General features: G+C 71.0%; 4 protein-coding genes. All 4 read left to right on the top strand.

Features of this window, described 5'->3' with window-relative positions; translation table 11 throughout:
- Positions 1-45: 45 nt before the first annotated feature.
- From H504_RS34085 to H504_RS0109390, 4 genes are read left to right on the top strand one after another with little or no spacing between them, the layout of a single operon-like run.
- Positions 46-6,945 (top strand): type I polyketide synthase, encoded by a 6,900-nt coding sequence (locus H504_RS34085; protein ID WP_051385658.1) that lies wholly within the window; start codon positions 46-48, stop codon positions 6,943-6,945.
- Entirely contained in the window at positions 6,942-11,057 is a 4,116-nt protein-coding gene (locus H504_RS38545; RefSeq protein WP_051385657.1) for a type I polyketide synthase, read from the top strand. The genes H504_RS34085 and H504_RS38545 overlap by 4 nt, the downstream gene beginning before the upstream one ends.
- 16 nt (positions 11,058-11,073) lie before the next feature.
- Complete coding sequence (locus H504_RS38540) at positions 11,074-16,992, top strand: type I polyketide synthase (protein ID WP_026422581.1); 5,919 nt, start codon at positions 11,074-11,076, stop codon at positions 16,990-16,992.
- The gene (locus tag H504_RS0109390; RefSeq protein WP_026422580.1) at positions 16,989-22,814 is read left to right on the top strand and encodes a type I polyketide synthase; all 5,826 of its coding nucleotides are present in this window, start codon (positions 16,989-16,991) and stop codon (positions 22,812-22,814) included. Before H504_RS38540 ends, H504_RS0109390 begins: the two co-directional genes overlap by 4 nt.
- Positions 22,815-23,310 lie beyond the last annotated feature (496 nt).

Below are 23,310 nucleotides of genomic sequence, written 5' to 3'. Positions count from 1 at the left end.
TGGCCAGTCCCGCCGCTCGTGCACGTTCGTTGGGGGCTTGAGGACATGAACGACCGGGTCGACCGCGCCGCTGTGCCGCTGATCACAGTGCACGGCTTGGTCGAGCGCGTGCACACCGAGCGTCCCGCCGTGGTGGTGGGCAACCGCCAAGTGAGCTACCCGGAACTCGACCGGATGGCGCAACGGATCGCCGGTTGGTTGCACGGGGTGGGTGTCGGGCCGGGTTCCGTTGTCGCCCTTGCGCTGCGGCGTGGACCGGAGCTGTTCGCGGCGATGCTCGGCGTGCTCAAGGCGGGCGGCTGCTACGTGCCGATGGACCCCGCCGATCCGGACGAGCGGCTGCGCGGCCTGGCCGACGACGCGGACATCACGGTCCTGGTCACCGACGGACACCGGGTTCCACCGTTCGAGGCGACCACACTGGTGGTCGACCACGAGTGGGTGGCATCGGCGGAAGCACACGCGGAAACCCCGGAAAGCACGGCACGCGAACCGGTTCCGGTCGACCTGGACAGTCCGGCGTACACCATCTTCACCTCGGGATCGACCGGTCGCCCCAAGGGTGTCCCGATGACGCACCGATCGCTGGTCAACCTGCTGTGGTGGCACGAGCGGACCCGACCGGGCAGCAACCGGCTGCGCACGGCGCAGGTGTGCGCGGTCAGCTTCGACTTCTCCTTCCATGAGATCTTCTCCACACTCTGCTTCGGCGGGACGCTGGTGGTCGCCGACGAACCGACCCGGCGGGACCCGTTCGCGCTGGCGGAGTTCCTTGAACGGCAAGGCATCGAGCGGCTGTTCGCCCCCGTGGCCACCCTCACCCAGCTCGCGGACGCGGCGAACGGGCACACAGCACTACCCCTTCGGGAAGTCCTGACCACCGGCGAGCGGCTGCGGATCACCCCCGCGCTCACGCGGTTCTTCACGCGGACCGGCGGTGCCCGGCTGCACAACCACTACGGGGCCACGGAGTTCCAGGACGCCACCGCGCACACGCTGGACGGTGACCCGCGCGAGTGGCCGACGTCGGTCCCGATCGGGAAGCCGATCACCGGTGTGGCCGTGCACATCCTGGACGACGCGGGTGCGCCGGTTCCGGCCGGAACGGTCGGCGAGCTGTACATCGCGGGCGCCGGTGTCGCGTCCGGCTACCTGAACCGTCCGGAGCTGACGGCGCGGCGGTTCCTCGACAACCCCTTCGGCCCCGGGCGCCTCTACCGCACCGGCGATCTCGCCCGGCTGCTGCCGGACGGGACGGTCGACCACCTCGGCCGCGCCGACGACCAGGTGAAGGTGCGCGGGGTCCGGGTGGAACCGGGCGAGGTCGAGGCCGTCCTGCAGGAGCACCCCGAGGTGCGGGAGGTCGTGGTGCTCGCCCAGGAGGTCGCCGGTCAGCAGCGGCTGGTCGCGCACGTGGTGCCCCGCTCGGCCGAACCCGGCCTGCCGCAACGGTTGCACCGTCACGCATCGGCGCGGTTGCCGGGACAACTGGTGCCCGAGGTGTACGAGTTGCTCGAAGCCATGCCGTTGACCGCGAGCGGGAAGACCGACCGCCGCGCCCTGCTGCCACCCGGGCACTTCGAGCGGCTGTTGGACGATCCGGTGGTGGACGCGCGCACCGGCACCGAGCGCGGCCTGGCCGAAGTGTGGCGCGCGGTGCTGGGCATCGACGAGCTCGGGGTGACCGACAACTTCTTCGACGTCGGCGGCACATCGATGCACCTGGTCGCGGTTCGCCGGGCGCTGGCCGAGCGGTTCGGCGACGCCTTCTCGTTGGTGGACCTGTTCGACCACCCCACGATCCGCGCGCTCGCCGCCCATCTGGACGCCCGCGGTACGCCATCCGCCCCACGCCGCCGGGAACGGCGCCGTGACCCTCATGACACGGGCGACATCGCGATCATCGGGATGGCGGGCCGGTTCCCGGGCGCGGGGGACATCGAGTCGTTCTGGCACAACCTGCGCACCGGGGTGGAATCCGTCACCGCGCTCACCGAAGACGAACTCGACCGGGTCGATCCGGGACTGCGCGCGCACCCCGACCACGTCCGGGCCGGTGCGACACTGTCCGGGATCGATCTGTTCGACGCGGCTTTCTTCGATGTCAACGCGAAAGAGGCGGCGACGACCGACCCGCAGCAGCGCCTGTTCCTGGAGTGCGCGTGGGAGGCGTTCGAGGACGCGGGTTACCGACCGGGTCCGGAGTTGGGTTCGGTGGGGGTGTTCGCCGGGTCGAGCATCAGCACGTACCTGGTGAACAACCTGACACCGACGGCGGGCGGTCCGTTCATAGAGGCGGACATGGCCCAGTTCCAACTGAAGCTGGGCAACGACCGCAACTACCTGCCTACCCGCGTCTCTTACAAACTCGACCTGCGCGGCCCGAGCATGGCGGTGCAGACGGCGTGTTCGACGTCCCTGGTGGCGGTGCACCTGGCGTGTCAGAGCCTGCGGTCCGGTGAGAGCGACCTGGCGTTGGCCGGTGGCGTGTCGCTGATCGTGCCGCAGCACGGCGGTTACCTGTACGAGGAAGGCATGGTCCGTTCGCGTGACGGTCACTGCCGGGCCTTCGACGCGGCGGCGGACGGCACGCTGTTCGGCAACGGGCTGGGCGTCGTGCTGCTGAAGCCGTTGTCGGCGGCGGTGGTCGACGGCGACCGGGTGATCGCGGTGATCAAGGGGTCGGCGGTCAACAACGACGGGTCGGCGAAGGTCGGGTTCACTGCGCCGAGCGTGCGCAGGCAGGCCGAGGTGGTGGCGGACGCGCTGGCCGACAGCGGGGTGGCCGCGAGCTCGATCGGGTTCGTGGAGGCGCACGGCACCGGGACCGCCATGGGCGACCCGATCGAGGTGGCCGCGCTGACCGAGGCGTTCCAAGTAGACGGTCCACTGCCCGCGGGCAGTTGCGCGCTCGGGTCGGTGAAGACCAACATCGGTCACCTGGACGAGGCCGCGGGCATCGCGGGTCTGGTCAAGGCGGCGCTGGCCGTGCAGCGCGGCACGATCCCGCCGACGCTGCACTTCGAGACACCCAACCCGGACATCGACTTCGGCCCGTTCCACGTGGCGACCGAGCCGACCCGGTGGGACTCGGCGGTGCGCCGGGCCGGGGTGAGTTCATTCGGCATGGGCGGCACCAACTGCCACGTCGTGCTGGAGCAGGCCCCGGAGCGCGGCGAACTGCCGGACCGGCCGGGTCCCCACCTCTTGGCGTTGAGCGCCCGCACACCGGAAGCCTTGCGCGAGCTGGCATCCAGGTACGTCCAGCACCTCACCGACCACCCCGGGCAGTCCCTGGCCGATGTCTGCGCGACCGCGGCGACCGGACGTCAGGTGTTCCCGCACCGGTTCGCCGTCGTGGCGTCAACACCAGGCGAGGCGGTCGCGGAACTTCAGTCTATTGTGGATAGACGACACCGGTCCAGGTTGGCGTTCGTGTTCGGCGGTCAGGGCGCGCAGTACGTCGGCATGGCGCAGGCGCTCTACGAGTCCGAGCCGGTGTTCCGGACCGCGATCGACGAGTGCGCCGAGGAGCTGTCCGCCTTCGCCGACCTGCACGCCATCCTCGCGGGCGAGGAGATCGACAAGACCGCCAACGCGCAACCCGCCCTGTTCGCCGTGGAGTACGCGCTGGCCCGGCTGTGGCAGTCCTGGGGGGTGCGGCCGGATGTGCTGATCGGGCACAGCCTGGGTGAGTTCGTGGCCGCGCACCTGGCTGGTGTGTTCTCCCTCGGTGACGCGCTGGCGATGGTGGCGATCCGTGGCTGGCTGATGCAGGCGGTCGACGAGCCGGGTCGGATGGTGGCGGTGGCGGCCGACGAGGCCACGGTCGCCGAGCTGATCGCCGAGCACGCCGAGTTCGTGTCGATCGCGGCGGTCAACGCTCCCGGGTCGACGGTGATCTCCGGGCGGGCCGCCGAGGTCGAGTCGATCACCGCCGAGCTGACCCGCCGTGGCGTGCGAATCCGTGACCTCGTGGTGTCGCACGCCTTCCACTCCCCGCTGATGCGTTCCGTGCCAGACGGTCTGGCCCAGGTCGCGGCGAAAGTCGAGTTCAACGAGCCGACGTTGCCGGTCGTGTCGAACGCGACCGGCGCGCCAGCGGGCCCGGAGATCGCGACGGCGGACTACTGGGTGGACCACGTGTTGCGCCCGGTCCGGTTCGGCGACGGTGTGCGCACGCTCGTCGAGTCCGGTGTGGACGTTTTCCTGGAGCTGTCCCCCAAGCCGACCCTGCTGTCCCAGATCAGCGCACAAGCCGAGAACGCCCTGCTGGTAACGAGTCTGCGGCCGGACCACCACCACGAGCAGTTGCTGCGCGGTGCCGCCGAGCTGTTCATGGCCGGGATCGATATCGACCTCACCGCCGTCTACAAGCCCGGCGAGCACCACAAGGTCGCCCTGCCCACCTACCCGTGGCAGCGCCAGCGGTACTGGATCGACCCACCCGCGCAGCAAGAGTCAATCCCCACAGGTGGCCCGCTCATCGGGACCCGACTGGACATGGCCGACAGCGACGACATCCGGTTCCAGACGACGCTCGGGCCGAACACGCTGCCCTGGCTCGGTGATCACCGGGTGTTCCAGTCGATCGTCATGCCCGGGGTGGCCTACCTGGAGACGGCGCTCGCCGCGCACCACGAGGCGTTCGGCACCGAGAGCGCCGTGGTCCGGGACTTCTTCGTGCACCGCGCCATGGATTTCCCCAGCACCGACACCCGCCGCCAAGTCCAGATCGCGCTCTTGCCCGAAAACTCTGAGCACCGACTGCGCATCCACTCCCGCATCGACGGTCCGAAGTGGACATTGCACGCGTCCGGCGCGCTCGCCGATGCCACGGACCCGTTGGACGTCGAGTCGTTGGAGAGCCTGCGCAAGCGGTTCGCGACCGAGGTCCCGGTCGAGGAGATCTACCAGGGTGAACGGGAACGCGAGATCGACCTCGGCGAGCTGTTCTGGGCCACCGAGAAGCTGTGGCGGGACGGTACCCACTGCCTGTCGCAAATCGCGCTCCCGGAAGCCCTGCGCGGTGAGACCCAGCACCGGGTCCACCCGGTCCTGCTGGAGGCGTGTTTCCTGGCGTTGACCGTCACGTATCCGGAGAAGTACGGCCGCCGCACCTATGTCCCGGTCGGCGTCGACCGGTTGACCCTGCACGCCAAGGTCGGCACCCGGGCCTGGTGCCACGCGCGGCTGCGGCCGAGCGACGGCGACACCCCGGAGACCCTGCACGGCGACGTGGACCTGTTCGACGTCGACGGTCGCCTGGTCCTGACCATGGAGGGCATCCTCCTCAAGCTGGCCAACCGTCAGGCCATGCTCGGTCGCGCCGCCTGGCACGACTGGCTCTACGAGACCGAGTGGACCGAGGCTCCCGCCGAGCCCGCCGCCACCGAGCGGCCACTGGTGATCGGCGGTCTCACGTCCCTCGGCGACGAGGTCGACCTCGCTCGGGTCCGGGCACTGGCGCCGGGCCGGACCGCCGTCGTCGCCGCGTGGCCGGCCGAGTCCGCAGGTACGGTCGTCGACCACGCCGCTCCCCTGCTCGACCTGGTCCGGACGTTGGGAGACCTGGGTTCCCGTGCGCCACGACTCGTCGTGGTGACCCGGGGCGCCCAGCGCGCGGTGTCCGACCCCGCGCAGTCGGCTCTGTGGGGCCTGGGTCGGGTGATCGACCTGGAGTACCCCGACCTCGACCTCACCCTGGTCGACTTGGACGACACGACCCCGACTGCGGTCGTGCTGAACGAGCTGGCCTCACCGGAGAACCAGGTCGCCTACCAGGGCACGACCCGTTTGGTAGCGCGGCTGGCCCGCGTGCCCGCCCCCGAGCATGCTCCCGAGTTCCACCCGGACGCGACCTACCTGATCACCGGCGGCCTGGGCGGGCTCGGCCTGGAGACCGCCAAGCTGCTGCACCGACTGGGCGCCCGGCACCTGGTCCTGGCCGGTCGCCGCGCCCCGGGCGCCGAGGCCGAGCACGTTCTGGGCGAACTGCGCGCGGCGGGCACCGAGGTGCGGACGGTCGCGGTCGACGTCTCCGACGAGTCCGCTGTAGCCGACCTCCTGAGCGGTGTCGACAACCTCCGTGGCGTCTTCCACCTCGCCGGAGTCCTGGACGACGGTGTCCTCGCCCAGCAAACTCCCGACCGCTTCCGGCGCGTACTGGGTCCCAAGGCGGACGCGGCGTGGCACCTGCACCGGCTGACCGCCGAGCTTCCGCTGGACTTCTTCGTGCTGTTCTCGTCGGTCAGTTCCGCGCTCGGCTCGCCCGGACAGGGCAACTACGCCGCCGCAAACGCTTTCCTCGATGGGTTGGTCGCGTTCCGCCGGTCGCGGGGCTTGCCCGCGCTGGCCGTGCAGTGGGGTTCGTGGGCGGAGACCGGGATGAGCGCCCGGCTGAACCTCACCGACAAGCTCGTCCGCCTTGGCGAGGGCGTCATCCCCACCGACGACGGCTTGGCCGCCCTAACGGCGCTCTTGGGCACACAGGGCGTGTTCGCCGTGCTGCCCATCGACTGGCCTAGGTTCCTCAGCCACCAAGACGCGGTAGCCCCTGTCCTGTCCCGGTTCCAGCGTGCGCAACCGGCTAAGAGCGACACCTTCCGCGCGCGACTCGACGCGGCCGCCCCGGAACGTCGACGGGAACTGCTCGCGGCGGAGGTACGAGACCAGGTCGTGCGCAGTATCGGCACAGACGCCGGTTTGGGACCGGACGCGGGGTTCTTCGCGCTCGGCTTGGACTCGCTCAGTTCGATCGAGCTGCGCAACCGGCTGCAGACAACGCTCGGCGAGTCCCTCGGGCAGACCGTGGTGTTCGACTACCCGACCCTGTCGAGCCTCACCGACCACCTCGCCGAAGTGCTGGGAATCGACGAGAACGACACGGACGCCATCGCACAGTTGTTGGCGGCCAAGCTCGGTCTGTCCGGAGGCGCGCCGTGACCGACTACGACGCGCTGCTGCGCAGGGCACTCGCCCGAATCGAGGAACTGGAGACCGACCTCAAGCAGGCTCGGGCGCGCGCGCCGGAGCCGGTTGCCGTGGTCGGGATCGGTTGCCGTTTCCCAGGCGCGGACGGGCCGGACGAGTTCTGGCGGCTGCTGGTGGAAGGCGGGGATGCCATCACCGAGGTGCCGCCGGACCGGTGGGACATCGACGCCTACTACGACCCCGATCCCGACCGCCCGGGGAAGATGAACACCCGACACGGCGGCTTCGTGCCCAACCCCGGCGGGTTCGACACGGCCGCGTTCGGGATCTCGGCGCGGGAGGCCGCGAGCATCGATCCGCAGCAGCGGATGCTCCTGGAGGTCGCCTGGCGCGCGTTCGAGCACGCGGGTATGCCGGTGCGGGACCTGACCGAGCGGACCGGCGTGTACGTCGGCATCAGCAACGTCGACTACCGCGAGGCCATGGTCGTCCACGGCGACGACAGCATCGACGGCTACTTCAGCTCCGGAAGCACTACCAGCACCGCGAGCGGTCGACTTTCGTACTTCCTCGGCTTGACCGGGCCGTCGTTGTCGGTGGACACGGCGTGTTCGTCGTCGTCGGTTGCCGTGCATCTGGCGGTAAGGGATCTGCGGTCGGGCGCGTGTGACGTTGCCGTGGCTGGTGGGGTCAACCAGATCCTTACCCCGCACGAGACCATCAGCCTCTCCAAAGCACGCATGATGGCCCCAGACGGCCGGTGCAAGCCGTTCGCCGCGACGGCCAACGGCTACGTGCGCGCCGAAGGCTGCGGCATGATCGTGCTCAAGCGCCTCTCCGACGCCCAACGCGACGGCGACACCGTGCTCGCCCTGGTCCTCGGCAGCGCGACCAACCAAGACGGCAGGCGAAGTGGCCTGACCGTGCCGCACGGTCCGTCGCAGCAGGTCGTGATCCGCGATGCCCTGCGGGACGCGGGTGTCCGGCCCGGCGAGGTCGGGTTCGTCGAGACGCACGGCACCGGAACCGCCCTGGGTGACCCGATCGAGACCGGCGCGCTGGGCGCGGTGTTCGGCGAGCGGGACCGGCCGCTGGTGCTGGGCGCGGTCAAGTCGAACCTGGGGCACCTGGAGTCGGCGGCGGGCATCGCGGGGGTGATCAAGACCGTGTTGGCGTTGCGGTACGGGGTGATCCCGCCGAACCTGCACTTCACCGAGCCCAGCCCGTTCGTCGACTGGTCGCTGCCGATCACCGTGCCGACCGCCGTCCAGCCGTGGCCGGACGAGCGCCGGGTCGCCGGGGCCAGTTCGTTCGGGTTCAGCGGCTCCAACTGCCACATCGTGCTGGCCGCCGCCGAGCCCACGGCAGCCGCCCGGCCCGAGCAGTCCACACACGTGGTGACGCTCTCGGCGGCCTCACCTACTGCTCTCCAAGCCGCACAGGCGAACCTGGCCAAGTTCGCCGAGGACTCCCCGGCCGCGCTCGCCGACATCGCGTTCACCGCGAACACCAGGCGCAGCCACTTCGAGCACCGGGCCGCCATCGTCGCGGACACCACCGCCGACCTGGCGACCCGGACGCCCGTCACCGGGTACGCGCCGTCCGCGCCCAAGGTCGCGTTCCTGTTCACCGGACAGGGTTCGCAGTACCCCGGCATGGGCAAGGCCGTCGAGCACCCCGTGTTCACCAACGCGCTGACCGAGTGCGCCGAACTCCTCGACCGTCCACTGTGGTCACTGTTGGACGGCCCGGACCTGGATCGCACCGAGCACGCCCAACCGGCGCTGTTCGCGGTCGAGTACGCCTTGACCCAGTTGTGGCGGTCGTGGGGTGTAGTGCCGGACGCGGTGCTCGGGCACAGCGTCGGCGAGTTCGTCGCGGCCTGCGTCGCCGGGGTGTTCTCCCTGGCCGACGGGCTGCGGCTGGTCATGGCCCGGGGCAGGCTGATGCAGGCCCTCCCCGATGGCGGCGTGATGATCTCCCTGCGCGGCGGGCATGATCTCGTCGACCGGGTTGTCGCCGAGTACCCCCTGGTCAGCGTGGCGGCGGTGAACGGGCCCACCGAGATCGTCATCTCCGGCGACGGCACCCAGGCTCGGGCGGCCGCGAAGACACTGGCCGAGCAGGGCGTGACCGGACGTGAACTACGGGTCTCGCACGCGTTCCACTCACCGCTGATGCGGCCGATCGTGGACGAGTTCGCCAAGGTCGTGGAGTCGATCACCTTCGCGCCACCGAAGATCCCGATCGCGGCGAACGTGACCGGCCGCCTGGACACCGACCTGACCGATCCCGGCTACTGGGTGCGGCAGGCGCTGGAGCCGGTCCTGTTCGCCGACGGCCTGCGCGCCCTCGGTGACGTGGACGCATTCGTCGAGATCGGCCCACAGCCCGTCCTGCTGGGCCTCGGCCGCGCGGTGCTGACCGGGGACCACGCCTGGCTGCCGAGCCTGCGCAAGACCCGCGTCGAACTGGCCGCCGGTGTGGCCGAGTTGTACGTGCGCGGCGCCCGGATCGACTGGCCCGCGTTCACCGGTAACCACGACCGGGTCGACCTGCCCGGCTACCCGTTCCAGCGAGACCGCCACTGGTTCGCCCCGGAAACCACGACCGACGCGCACTGGCTGCACCAGGTCGTCTGGGAACCGACGACCGCCCAGACCACCACTGAAGACGCCATCCGCTACACCGCCGAGCCCACCGCCGGCGATCCGGCGGCCCACACCCACCGCCTGGTCACCGACCTGTTGGCCTTGGCGCAGGACCAACCCCAGCGGCTGCACGTCGTCACCCGGCACGCGCACGCCCTCACCCCGGGCGAGAACACCGATCCCGCCCACGCCGCTCTCTGGGGCTTCCTGCACACCGTCGCCGCCGAGCACCCCGAACTCCACCTCACCGCCGTCGACACTGACACCGACAGCGAGGCCCCGACGACGACAGCGCCGTTCACGGTCATCCGCGACGGCGTCCACCACACCCCCAAGCTCGCCCCGGCCACGATCACCGGCAAGGTCGACCTGCGGCGCGACGGGCACTACCTGGTCACCGGCGGTCTCGGCGCACTCGGCCTGCGCACCGCCGGGGAACTGGCCAGGCGCGGCGCCGGTCACCTCGTCCTCACCAGCCGCCGCGACGCCACCCCCGAGCAGCGGGCCAAGATCGCCGACCTCGAACGGACCACCGGCGCGACCTTCCACATCCACCCCGGCGACATCACCGATCGGTCCACAGTGGACGAGTTGGTCCGGGTCCACCGCCCCAGGGGGATCGTCCACGCCGCCGGAGTCCTCGATGACGGCATCCTGGCCGAGCAGACCACTGAGCGGTTCGCGAGGGTCCTGGCGCCGAAGGTCGACGCCGCCTGGCACCTGCATGAGGCAATCAAGGACCTGGACTTCTTCGTTGCGTTCTCGTCGCTCGCCGCGATCGTCCCGACCTTCGGCTCCGGCGCCTACGCCGCCGCGAACGCGTTCCTCACCGGCTTGATGGCCCACCGCCGCGCCAAGGGCCTGCCCGGCGTCGCGATCGAGTGGGGCCCGTGGTCCGGGATCGGCATGGCGGCTGACGAGGATGCCGCCCACGAGTCCTCCGGCCTGCGGATGATCTCCCCGGACCGGGGTGCCCGGCTCGCCGTCGACCTGGCCACCAGCGAGATCCCGGCGGTCGCGGTGGTCGACGCCGACTGGCCCAGGCTGGCCGCCGCCAGCGCGCTCCCGCCCGCGTTCTTCGGCGTGGAACCCGAGACCCGGCCGACCGGCCCGTCCCTGCTCGACGAGATCAACACCGCCACGGACAAGACCGGCTTCCTGGGCGAACAGGTCGAGAAGATCCTGCGCGACGTGCTCGGCGCCCGGTCGGAACTCGGCCGTCAGCAGGGCTTCTTCAGCATGGGCATGGACTCGCTGATGGCTGTCGAGTTCCACGCCCGGCTGTGCGCGGCGCTGGAACTCCGGCTGCCGCCCACCGTCGTCTTCAAGCACCCGACCCTCGACGAGCTCGTCGGGCACCTCGCGGGCGAACTCGACATCGCTCCACAAGGGACAGACACCGCCGACGACGACGTCTCGGCCGCCGACCTGGTGGCCAGGATCACCCAGAGCGCCCGCGCGCACCTGGACTGAGCAGGAGGCCGCACCGATGTCCGGATCCACCGACGAGCTGGTCGCCGCGCTGCGCCAGTCGGTGCGCGTGATCGACTCGCTGGAGGGCAGGCTGGCCCGCTCCCGCGAGCCGATCGCGGTCGTCGGCCTCGGCTGCCGGTTCCCCGGCGCCGGTTCGGGCGCCGCGTTCTGGGCGCTGCTGCGCGACGGCGTCGACGCGATCACCGAGGTCCCGCCGGAGCGCTGGGACATGGCGTCGCTCTACGACCCGGACCCCGACACCCCCGGCACGCTGAACACCCGCTCCGGCGGTTTCGTCGCCGACGTCGACAGGTTCGACCCGTTGTTCTTCGGCATCTCCCCCAAGGAGGCGGCCCGGCTCGACCCGCAGCACCGGATGCTGCTGGAGGTCACCTGGGAGGCCTTGGAGGACGCCGGGATCGCGCCGAGTTCACTGCGGCGGACCAAGACCGGTGTGTTCGTGGGCATCGCGGAGAACGACTACGCGCGGCTCATCGAGGACACCGGCGAGCTGGAGCACTACGACGCCACCGGCACCGGGTTCTGCTTCGCGTCCGGCCGGATCTCGCACGTGCTCGGCCTGCAGGGCCCGAACGTCGCGATCGACACCGGCTGCTCCAGTTCCCTCGTCGCCCTCCACCAGGCCGTGACCGCGCTGCGACTCGGCGAGTGCGACCACGCGTTGGCGGGCGGCGTGCACCTGCGGCTCGCGCCGACCACGTCGTTGTCCCTGGCCCGGACCCGCGCGCTGTCCCCGGACGGACGCTGCAAGACCTTCGACGCCGCCGCCGACGGGTTCGGCCGCAGCGAGGGCTGCGGGATGGTGGTCCTCAAGCGCCTCTCCGACGCCCGGCGCGACGGGGACACGGTGCTCGCGCTGATCAAGGGGTCCGCGGTCAACCACGACGGCCCGGCCAGCGGGTTCACCGTGCCGAACGAGGGCGCGCAGGTGTCGCTCATCCAGGACGCCCTGCGCAACGCCGAGATCGACCCGGGCGCGGTCACCTACGTCGAGGCGCACGGCACCGGAACCGCCCTGGGCGACCCGATCGAGGTCAGCGCGCTGGGCACGGTGTTCGGCGGGAGCGAGCACCCGGTCGTGCTGGGGGCGGTCAAGAGCAACATCGGGCACACCGAGGGCGCGGCCGGGATCGCGGGCGTGATCAAGACCGTGTTGGCGCTGCGGCATGGGGTGATCCCGCCGAACGTGCACTTCCACACGCCGACCCCGCACGTCGACTGGTCGCGGCTGCCGTTCAAGGTGCCGACCGAACCGCTGCCGTGGCCCGCGGGCGCGCGGGTGGCCGGGGTCAGTTCGTTCGGGATGAGCGGCACCAACTCCCACATCGTCCTCACCGAGGCCCCAGAAACTGATACAGCGAGTTCAAGCCGCCCACTGCATGTGCTCACGGTCTCGGGCAAGTCCGCGGAAGCGCTCAAAGACGCCACCGAGCGGTTGGTGGACTTCCTCGCGGGCGACACACCAACCGGTGACATCTGCTTCACGGCCAACACCGGACGTGACCACCACGAACACCGGTTGGCCGTCGTCGGGGCCACCAATGCCGAACTGGCCGACCAGCTCCGGTCGAGTACACCGAGCCGGGTACCGCCGCACCAGGCGCCGCCGAAGATCGCGTTCGTGTTCTCCGGTCAGGGCTCGCAGTACCCGGACATGGGCCGCGAACTGTTCGAGTCCGAACCGGTGTTCCGCCAGGCGATCCTGGACTGCGCCGAGATCCACCCCGGCCTGGTCGCCCTGCTGTACGAGGGCGGCGACCTGGACCGGACCGAACACACCCAGCCCGCGCTGTTCGCCGTCGAGTACGCCTTGACGCGGCTGTGGCGGTCGTGGGGTGTCCGGCCGGATGTCGTGCTGGGGCACAGCGTCGGCGGGATCGTGGCGGCGTGCGTGGCGGGCGTGTTCAGCCTGGCCGACGCGTTGACCCTGGTCGGCGCGCGGGCGAGGTTGATGCAGGCCCAGCCCGAGGGCGTGATGGTCGCGGTCCGCGCGCCAGAGGACGTCGTTGCCGCCACGGTGGGCCAGTTCCCGCTGGTGTCGATCGCGGCGGTGAACGCCCCCGGCGACATCGTGATCTCCGGAGACGCCGACCAGGTCGCGCTCGTCGTCGAGGAGTTGGACGTCAAGAGCAAGCCTCTTACCGTGTCGCACGCGTTCCACTCCCCACTGATGGCCCCGATCGCCGACGACCTGCGTGCCGCCGCGCGCCGGATCACCTACTCGGCGCCGGAGATCACCGTCGTCTCCGACCTGACCGGCGCGGTGGCCGAAGACCTGTCCGACCCCGAGTACTGGGTGCGGCACGCGCTGAACCCGGTCCGCTTCGCCGACGCCGTGCGGGCGACTGGCGCGGCGGTGTTCGTGGAGGTCGGCCCCAAGCCGGTGCTGCTGGCGTCCGTGCGCGCCGTGGTCCCGAACGCTGTTGTACTGCCGAGCCTGCGTCCGGGGCGCGAGTGGGCCGAGCCGTTGACGACCCTGGCCGCCCTGCACCTGGCGGGCGCGCGGATCGAGTGGTCCGCTGTGGACAGTGGCCGCAAGGTGTCCCTGCCGACCTACCCGTTCCAGCGCGAACGGCACTGGTTCACCGCTGCCGCGTCGAAGAAGGGCCGGGTGCGGCCACTGCTCGACGTCCGGCTCCGGCTGCCCGCGCACCGGTCGACCGTGTTCCAGACCGATCTCGGCGCCACTGACCTGTTCGCCGAGCACCGGGTCGCGGGCAGGTTCGTCGCCCCCGCAGCGGGCCACCTGGCGATGGCGGTCAGCGCGGCCGAGGTCGTGGGTGGTCCAGGCGAGATCATCCTGACCGATGTCGTGTTCCCCGAGCCCCTCGTGCTCCCGGACAACGGCGTGCGGCCCGTGCAACTCGAACTCACCGCCAAGGACTTCCACCTGGTCAGCGTGCCGGACGACCTGGACGCGACCGCCCCGGTGCACGCGGTGGGTACCCTCGTCACCCAGGCCGAGGCGCCACCCGCCTGCGAGTCGCTGGAATCGTTGCGGGCCAGGGTGACCGAGGAGGTCGACCCGGACGAGCTGTACCGGCGGCTGGCGGACGGCGGCATCGAACTCGGGCCGCGCTTCCGGTGGCTCACCGAGGTCCGGGTCGGCGCCGGTGAAGTGCTCGCGGCCGTGACCAGGCCATCGGGCACCCGAAGGGTCGCGCCGGTCCACCCCGGCCTGCTCGACGCCCTGTTCCAGGCGACCGCGACCGAGGACTCCGGCGCCCGCGTCCCGTTCGCGGTCCGGCGACTGCGCGTCGGGGCCGACGCCGACACCCGGGGTCGCTGGGTGCACGCCCGCCGCACCGCCGAGGACCGCTGGGACATCGACCTCCTGGATGACGACGGCACCCCCGTCGTCCGCGTCGAGGGCTTCGAGGACCGCCCGGCGCCCACGCTGGCGCCTGCCTGGACCGGCTGGCTGCGCGCGATTCGCTGGGACCCCACCGCCGACCCCGCACCGCTGACCGGCCGGTGGTTGGTGGTCGGAACCGAGGACGTCCTCCCCGGCGCCCCGACCACCACCGACGTCCAACCCCCCGTGACCGGTGTCGACGCCGTCCTCTACCTGCCCGAACCCACCGGGACCGACGCCGCCGCGCACACCCACCGGCTGACCACCGAACTGCTGACCCTGGTCCAGCACCTCACCCGGCAGCCGAACCCGCCACGGCTGCACATCGTGACCCGTTCCGGCCAGGCCGTTGCCCCCGGTGACCGCCCTGATCCCGCGCACACCGCCCTGTGGGGCCTCACCCGCGCGATCGTCGCCGAGCACCCCGAGCTGCGGACCACCACGGTCGACGTCGATTCCCTCGACGCACTGCGCGATCCGGACCACCCGCACAGCGCCGTTCGCGGCGGAATCGCGTACGTCCCGGTGCTCGAACCGACCACAGTGGACATTTCAGCGCAGCCGACCCGGCTCGTGCTCGACGAGTACGGCTCCCCGGAGAACCTGCGCACCGAACCGCTGTGCCGCCCGGCGCCCGCTCCCGGTGAGATCGAGATCGAGGTCGCGGCGGCGGGGGTGAACTTCCGGGACGTGCTGGTGTCGTTGGGCATGATGAGCGAGCACTACGCGCAGGCGTACGGCATCGACAAGGCCCGCGATGTGCCGCTGGGCTTCGAGTGCGCGGGCACGGTCGTCACGGTCGGTTCCGGCGTCACCTCCGTCAAGCCCGGCGACCGGGTGATCGCGATGGCCGAGGGCGGGTTCGCCGACTACGTGACCGTCGACGCCGGGTACGCGTCCGCCCTGCCCACGGGGCTCTCGCTCGTCGAGGGCGCCACGATCCCGCTCGCGTTCCTCACCGCCCACTACGCCCTGACCAGGCTCGCCAAGCTGCGAGCCGGTGAGCGGGTGCTGATCCACGCCGCGTCCGGCGGGGTCGGCCAGGCGGCCGTGCAGATCGCCCGGTCGATCGGCGCCGAGGTCGTCGCCACCGCCAGTGAGTCCAAACAGGACGCTGTGCGGGCGTTGGGCGTGACTCGGGTCTTCGACTCGCGGTCCACGGCGTTCGCGGGCGAGGTCGGCGAGGTCGATGTTGTGCTGAACAGCCTGAACGGCGACTTCATCGACGCCAGTCTCTCGGTCCTCCGCGCGGGTGGCCGGTTCGTGGAGATGGGCAAGCTGGACAGTTGGTCCGCCGAGCGGATGCGCGCGGAACGCCCGGACGTCGGCTATTTCCCGTTCGACCTGGGCGACGACGGCGAACGCGACCGCACCCTGGTCCCCGGCCTGTTCACCGAACTCGCCGCCGCCTTCGCCGACAAGACGCTCCGACCACTGCCGACGACGCTGTTCCCGCGCTCGGAAGCCGTGCGGGCGTACACGTTCATGCAACGCGCCCGGCACATCGGCAAGATCGTGCTCACCTTCGACCGACCGGTCACACCGCGCCGCGACGCGAGCTACCTCATCACCGGCGGCCTGGGCGCCTTGGGCTTGCGCACCGCGCGTGAACTCGCCGAACGCGGCGCGGGGCACATCGTCCTGGCGAGCCGTCGGACACCGAGCCCGCGGCAGGAGGCGATCATCGCGGCGATCGAGGACACGGGCGCTCGCGTACACGTCCAGTCCGGCGACCTGAGCGACCGCGCGACCGTGGACCGGGTGCTCGCCGCCTGCCCGAACCTGCGCGGGATCGTGCACGCCGCCGGTGTGCTGGACGACGCGATCCTCGTCCACCAGACCGCCGACCGGTTCGACAAGGTCTTAGCGCCCAAGGTCGACGCCGCCTGGCATCTGCACGAGGCGATCGGGGCAACAGGGGACCTGGACTTCTTCGTCGCCTACTCCTCGGTCGCGGCCCTGCTGGACGACGGCGGCCAGGGCAACTACGCCGCCGCAAACGCTTTCCTGGACGGTCTCATGGCGCACCGCCGCGCCACCGGTCGACCGGGGCTGGCCATCAACTGGGGTCCCTGGGCGGAGATCGGCATGGCGGCCGCCCTGGACCTGCCGGGTTCCATCCCACCCGACGACGGCGCCGACGCCGCCGTCTCGCTGCTGGGCACACCACGCGCCCAGATCGCGGTCGTCCCGGACACCACCCGGTCCACTGTGGAGTACCAACCGACCGCCGTCCGGGTGCACACCCCCGACCAGCTCGCCGAACACCTCGACCACGAACTGATCCGGCTCCTCGGCCTGCCGCCCACGTACCGGGTCGACCCGGGTTCGGCGTTCACCGACCTGGGCATGGACTCGCTGATGGTGGTGGAGTTGCGCAACCGGTTGCAGCGCGATCTCGACCTCACCCTCGGCGCGACCATCGCCTTCGACTACCCCACCGTCGGTCAACTGCGCGACCACCTGGCCGACCGCCTCGGCCTGACCGCGGCCCCCGTGGCGGACCTGCGCGCGGAACTGGACGAACTGCTCGGCGACTTCCCGGAGGGGGATCTGTGACCAGCACCGACGAGCAGCGGCTGCAGCGGGCGCTGTCCGCGATCCGCGGCCTGCAGGCGAAGGTGCGCGACCTGGAGCAGCAGGCCGCGAACTCGCCGATCGCCGTGATCGGCCTGGGCTGCCGCTTTCCCGGCGCGCCGGACCCCGAGGCGTACTGGGACCTGCTGCGGTCCGGCCGGGAGGCCATCGGCCCGGTCCCCGCCGGTCGCTGGGACAACGCGGCCCCGGGGACCGGCCGGGGCGGATTCCTCGACGACATCGCCGGGTTCGACCCGGGCTTCTTCGGGATCTCGCCGCGCGAGGCCCGGCACATCGACCCGCAGCAGCGGCTGTTGCTGGAGGTCGCCTGGGAGGCCCTGGAGGACTCCGGCCGCGACCCGCGGTCGCTCGGCGGCAGCAAGACCGGCGTGTTCGTGGGCATCTCGGAGGCCGAATACCTGCCGGTGATGCTGCGCGCGACCGGCCAACCGATCCAGATGCACGACCTGACCGGCAACGCGCTGAGTGTCGCCAGTGGACGGTTGTCGTACCTGCTCGGCCTACGCGGGCCGAACCTGGCGTTGGACACGGCGTGTTCCTCGGCTCTGGTGGCGGTGCACCTGGCGGTCGCCAGTCTGCGGCGTGGTGAGTCGGACCTGGCGTTGGCCGGTGGTGTGAGCCTGATGGTGTCGCAGGACGCGTCCGCCGCGTTCGCGGACGGTCAAGCGCTCGCGGCCGACGGCCGGTGCAAGACCTTCGACGCCGCCGCCGACGGCTACGGGCGCGGTGAAGGCGCGGGCGTGGTCGTGCTGAAACGGCTGGACGACGCGATCGCCGACGGTGACCCGATCCGCGCGGTCGTCCGGGGCACCGCCGTCAACCAGGACGGTCGGACCAACGGACTGACCGCGCCGAACGGTCCGGCGCAGCAGGAGGTCATCCGGGGCGCCCTCGCCGACGCCGGGATCACACCGGACGAGGTCGGCTACGTCGAGACCCACGGCACCGGCACCCCACTGGGCGACCCGGTCGAGGTCGGCGCGTTGAGCGCGGTGTTCGCGGGCCGCTCCACGCCGGTGCTGCTGGGCGCGGCGAAGACCAACATCGGCCACCTGGAGGCGGCGGCGGGGGCGGCCGGGTTGATCAAGGCCGTACTGGCGACCAGCCACGGCGAGGTCCCGCCGAACCGGAACTTCCACCACCCCAGCCCGCACATCCCGTGGGACACCGCTCCGGTCGCGGTGCCGACCGAGGTCACCCCGTGGAACCCGACCGCGGCCGGGATCAGCTCATTCGGGTTCAGCGGCACCAACGCCCACGTCGTCATCACCCCGGCGCCCGAGCAGTCCACTGAGGACAAGCCGGACCGCACCCGGCACATCCTCGCGCTGTCGGCGAGGTCCCCGGAAGCGTTGCGCGACTTGGCTGCCCGACACGCGATCCGACTCGCGGGCACCGCCGCCACAGCGGACATCGCCGACCACTGCCACACCACGGCCACCGGCCGGACCAGGTTCACGCACCGGCTGGCCGTGACCGCCTCGACCGGCGACGAGGCCGCCAAGGTGCTGTCGACCTTCGCCGAGGGCAAGCGGGTGAGCGCGCCGAGCGGTTCGGTCGACGAGCCGCCCAGGGTGGCGTTCCTGTTCACCGGCCAGGGATCGCAGTACGCGGGCATGGCCAAACTGCTGTTCGACACCCACCCCGGTTTCCGCGCCACCCTGACCCGCTGCGACGAGGTCCTACGTGGCCACGGCGTCCCGCTGCTGGACATCCTCTACGGCAACTCCACCGGCTCCACCGATATCGACCGCACCGCCCATGCCCAGCCCGCGATCTTCGCGGTGGAGTACGCGCTGGCCGAACTGTGGGGGTCGTGGGGCATCCGGCCGCACGTGGTCATGGGCCACAGCACCGGCGAGTACGCCGCCGCCTGCGTCGCCGGGTTCCTCTCACTGGAAGACGCGCTGGCCCTGATCGCCCGCCGGGCCCGCCTGATCGAGGACGCGACCTCGGGTGGCGCGACTGCGGCGATCTTCGCCGCACCTGCCGAGGTCGAGCCGGTGCTCGCCGCGTTCGAGCAGGTCAGCGTCGCCGGGGTCAACGGGCCGCGCGAGACGCTGATAGCGGGCGTGGCGGACGCGGTGGCGAAGGCCCTGGCGGCGGCGAAGGAAGCGGGCCTGGACGGGCGACCGCTGAAGATCCCGCACGCCCCGCACTCGCCGATGGTCGAGTCGGTGCTGCCGGACCTGATGACGGCCGCCGAGAAGATCACCTACCACCGGCCGCAGCTCCGGATGATCTCCAACGTGACCGGCGGCGTGGTCGACACGGTCGACGCGGAGCACTGGCGCAGGCACACCCGTGATCCGGTGCTGTTCGCCGACGGCATGGCGACGCTGGCGGACGAGGGCTGCCAGGTGATCCTGGAGGTCGGGCCGCAGCCGGTGCTGCAACTGCTGGGTCGACAGAGCTGGCGGGGACCGGCGGTGCGCTGGCTGTCGTCACTGTGGGAAGGCCGCGACGACTGGAAACAGCTCCTGCACAGCGTCGCCGAACTGCACGCCGCCGGTGCCGACATCGACTGGGTCGCGTTCGACCGGCCGTACCCGCGCAGGCGCGTGCCCGTCCCCACCTACCCGTTCCAACGCGAGCGGTACTGGTTCACCGAGCAGCAGCGACCCGTGCCAGTGCGGCAGGAAGGACCAGTCGTGGCCGACACCGACCGGCGCACCCGGATCCTCGACGACCTGCGGGAGCGGCTGAGCGCGGGTCTGGAGCTGGCGGACCTGCCGCCGCGCACCACGTTCATCGACCTGGGCGCCGACTCGCTGCTGATCGCCAAGCTGATCCAGGACATCGTCGACCAGTACGGCGTCACGCTGACCGTGGGGCAACTGTTCGACGAACTGGACACTGTCGAGGCCGTCGCCACCCACCTGGACAATGTCGCCCGCCTTGATGTCGCCCGCCTTGATGACACGCGCCTTGAGAAGACGGTGCCGACTCGGAGCGCGGCACCGGTGGCCACCGCCGCCGCCCCGGTCGTCCCGCAGCCGCCCACCCCGGTCGAGGTGGGCGACCAGGACGCCGTGGGCCGGTTGCTGACCGCGCAACTGGAGATCATGTCCCGGCAGCTCGACATCCTCGCGGGCAAGGCACCCGCGGCGGCTCCCCAGGTGGTCGCCCAGCCGCGACCGACCCCGCCCAAACCCGCCGTCGCGGTACCGAGGGAGCTCACCGACGAGCAGCGCGAGCACCTGGACGACCTGCTGGCCACCCACCGCAAGCGCACCGCCGCCTCGCTGGCCAGGGCCGCCGACCACCGGAACCTGCGGGTCGACACCCGGATGCGGTCGGTGCGGCCGGAAACCCGCTCGGTGTCGTACCCGATCATCGCCGACCGCGGGCACGGCGCCCGCTTCCACGACATCGACGGCAACGAGTACGTCGACATCGCCATGGGCGTCGGGGTGCTGCTGTGCGGGCACGACCCGGCGTTCATCCGGTCGGCCGTCGCCGAGCGGCTGGACCTGGGCCTGCAACTGGGCCCGATCACCGACCTGGCCGACGAGGTCGCCGGGCTGGTGCGCGAGCTGACCGGCATGGAGCGGATGTTCTTCGCGGTCACCGGCAGCGACGCCGTACGCGGGGCGCTGCGCATCGCGTCGGCGAAGACCGGAAAGTCACGGTTCGTGATGTTCTCCGGCTCGTACCACGGTCAGGACGACCGCGTCCTCGCCCTGCCGGACGTCCTCGGCGACCCGGAACGCTCGGTCCCGATGGCCCCGGGCATCGCACCCGGCGCGGCGGCCGACGCCCTCGTGCTCACCTACGGCGCCGCGTCCGCGCTGGAGACCATCGAGGCGCACGCCGACGAACTGGCGGGCGTGCTGGTCGAACCGGTGCAGAGCCGCAACCCGACCCTGCAACCGGAACAGTTCCTGCGCGACCTGCGCGCGGTGACAACCAGACTCGGCATCCCGCTGATCTTCGACGAGGTCATCACCGGGTTCCGGGTGCACCCCGGCGGCGCGCAGGCGCACTTCGGCGTGCGGGCCGACCTCGCGACGTACGGCAAGGTCGTCGGCGGTGGTCTCCCGGTCAGCATCGTGGCGGGCAAGGCCGAGTTCCTCGACCAGGTCGACGGCGGCGACTGGGTGGACGGCCCCGGGCCGGACCCGGACAGCCCGAAGACCTACATCGGCAGCACCTTCGAGATGCACCCGTTCGCCATGGCCATGACCCGGGCCATGCTGCTGCACTTCCGCGACCAAGGCCCCGGGTTGCAGCAGCGGCTGACCGCGCGCACCGCGTACCTGGCCGACACGGTGAACGCGTTCTTCCAGGCCGAGCGGGTACCGATCCGGGTGCTGCGGTTCGCGTCGGTGTTCCGGTTCGCCTGGAAGGGCAACGCCAGTTACGCCTACCAGCCGCTGGAGATCGAGGTCTTCCACTTCCACCTGCTCACCCGTGGCGTCTACCTGTGGGAGGGCCGGACCTGCTTCCTGTCGACCGCCCACACCGACTACGACATCGAGCACATCATCACCGCCGTCCACGACGCCGTGGCCGCCATGCGCGACGGCGGGTTCCTGCCACGGCTCACCCCGGTCGAGGTCCCGGTGGGCCCGGAACAGCAGGCGGTGCTGGAACTCGGTTCCGCCGGTCCCACATGGACGGTCGGCGAGGACGTGCTGCTACGCGGACCGCTGGACATGGCGGCGTTGCGCAACGCGGTGCAGACGCTGGTCGCCCGGCACGAGTCACTGCGCACTGTGTTCCCAGGCAAGACGGCCCCCGGCAAGGTCCAGCCGTCGATCGAGGTCCCGGTGGAGGAAGCCACCGAGGGCTGGTGGGAGCGAGCACTGGCCGAGCCGTTCGACTTGGCGAACGGCCCCTTGCTGCGGATCGCAGTGCTGCCGGTCGACGAGTCGACGCACCACCTGGCATTGCTGACCCACCACGCGATCTCCGACGGCTGGTCGATGTCGGTGCTGACCGAGGAACTGGCCGCCCTGTACTCCGCGTTCCGCGAAGGCAAGCCCATCACCCTGGCAGAACCGTTGCACTACCGGGACTTCCTGGAGCACCAGGGCCGGATCGACCTGACCGCCGCCAAACGGTACTGGACCGAGCGATTCGCCGACGGATTCCCGGACACGGTGTTCCCGACCGACACCCCGTCGACCTCGCCACGCGGCAACCGCATCACCCTGCACCTGAGCACCGAGCAGGTGACGGCCATCAAGAACGCGGGCAAGGCAGCGAAGGCCACCCTGTTCATGACCTTGCTCGCCGGGTACGCCCTGCTCACCCACCAGATCACCGGCCAGGACGATGCGGTGATCGGCGTCCCGCAAGCCGGTCGCGACTTCCCCGGCAGCACCTCGATCGTCGGCTACTGCGCACACTTCCTCCCGATCCGCAGCACCCTACGCCCCGGTATCACCGTCGCCGAGTACCTGCGGGACATCCGGGAGTCGGTACTGGCCGCCTTCAAGCACCAAGAGGTCCCGTTCGCCCAACTGCACCCCGGTGACCGGTACCCTGCGCCCCTGCGCACCGTGTTCAATGTGGACAGATCAGTACCCGCCCCGGAGTTCGCCGGACTGACCGCCTCCTTCGAGCCGGTCCCCGCCACGTACGCCCTGGTCGACTTCCGCATCGACGGCATCGAGACCGACACCGGCCTCCGCCTCGACTGCGACTACCGCTCCGAGGCCTACGACAACACCACCGCCCGCCGCTGGTGCGAGCACTACCCAACCCTGCTGACCGCCCTGGCCACCACCCCACACCACCCCGTGGACCGGCTCCCCACCCCAGGAGAACCCGGATGACCACATCAACCGCGGACAACCACACCACGCTCACCAAGCCCCCGGTAATCGACACCGGCACCCCGGCCACCCCCACCCCACACCAGACCGGGCACCGGCTCCCCTCGGGAAAACCCGATGACCACACCAACCACCGACAACCGCACCACGCTCACCAGGACCCCGGTGATCGACACGGACCCGCCGGTCAGCCCCACTCGCACCAGACCGGACACCGCCCGCCCACCCCAGGAGAACCCGGATGAGCACACCAACCGTGGACAGCCACACCGCGCCCACCAACACCCCGGCAATCAACACCAGCACCCCCGGCCAACCCCCACCCACACCAGACCAAGCACCAGATCGACCTAACCGAACACCGGAGCCGGGAACCGCTCCGCACAACAAAACCAACCACCCGCCCAGGAAAAACCCGACAAGCGCGCCAACCATGGACAACCACACCACGTCCATCAAGACCCGGGTGATCAACATCGGCTCGCCGGTCGACCCC

Source organism: Actinokineospora inagensis DSM 44258 (assembly GCF_000482865.1).
Classification (GTDB): domain Bacteria; phylum Actinomycetota; class Actinomycetes; order Mycobacteriales; family Pseudonocardiaceae; genus Actinokineospora; species Actinokineospora inagensis.
Note: the sequence above shows the minus strand (reverse complement) of the source record. Positions and strands in the feature narration are given on the sequence as shown.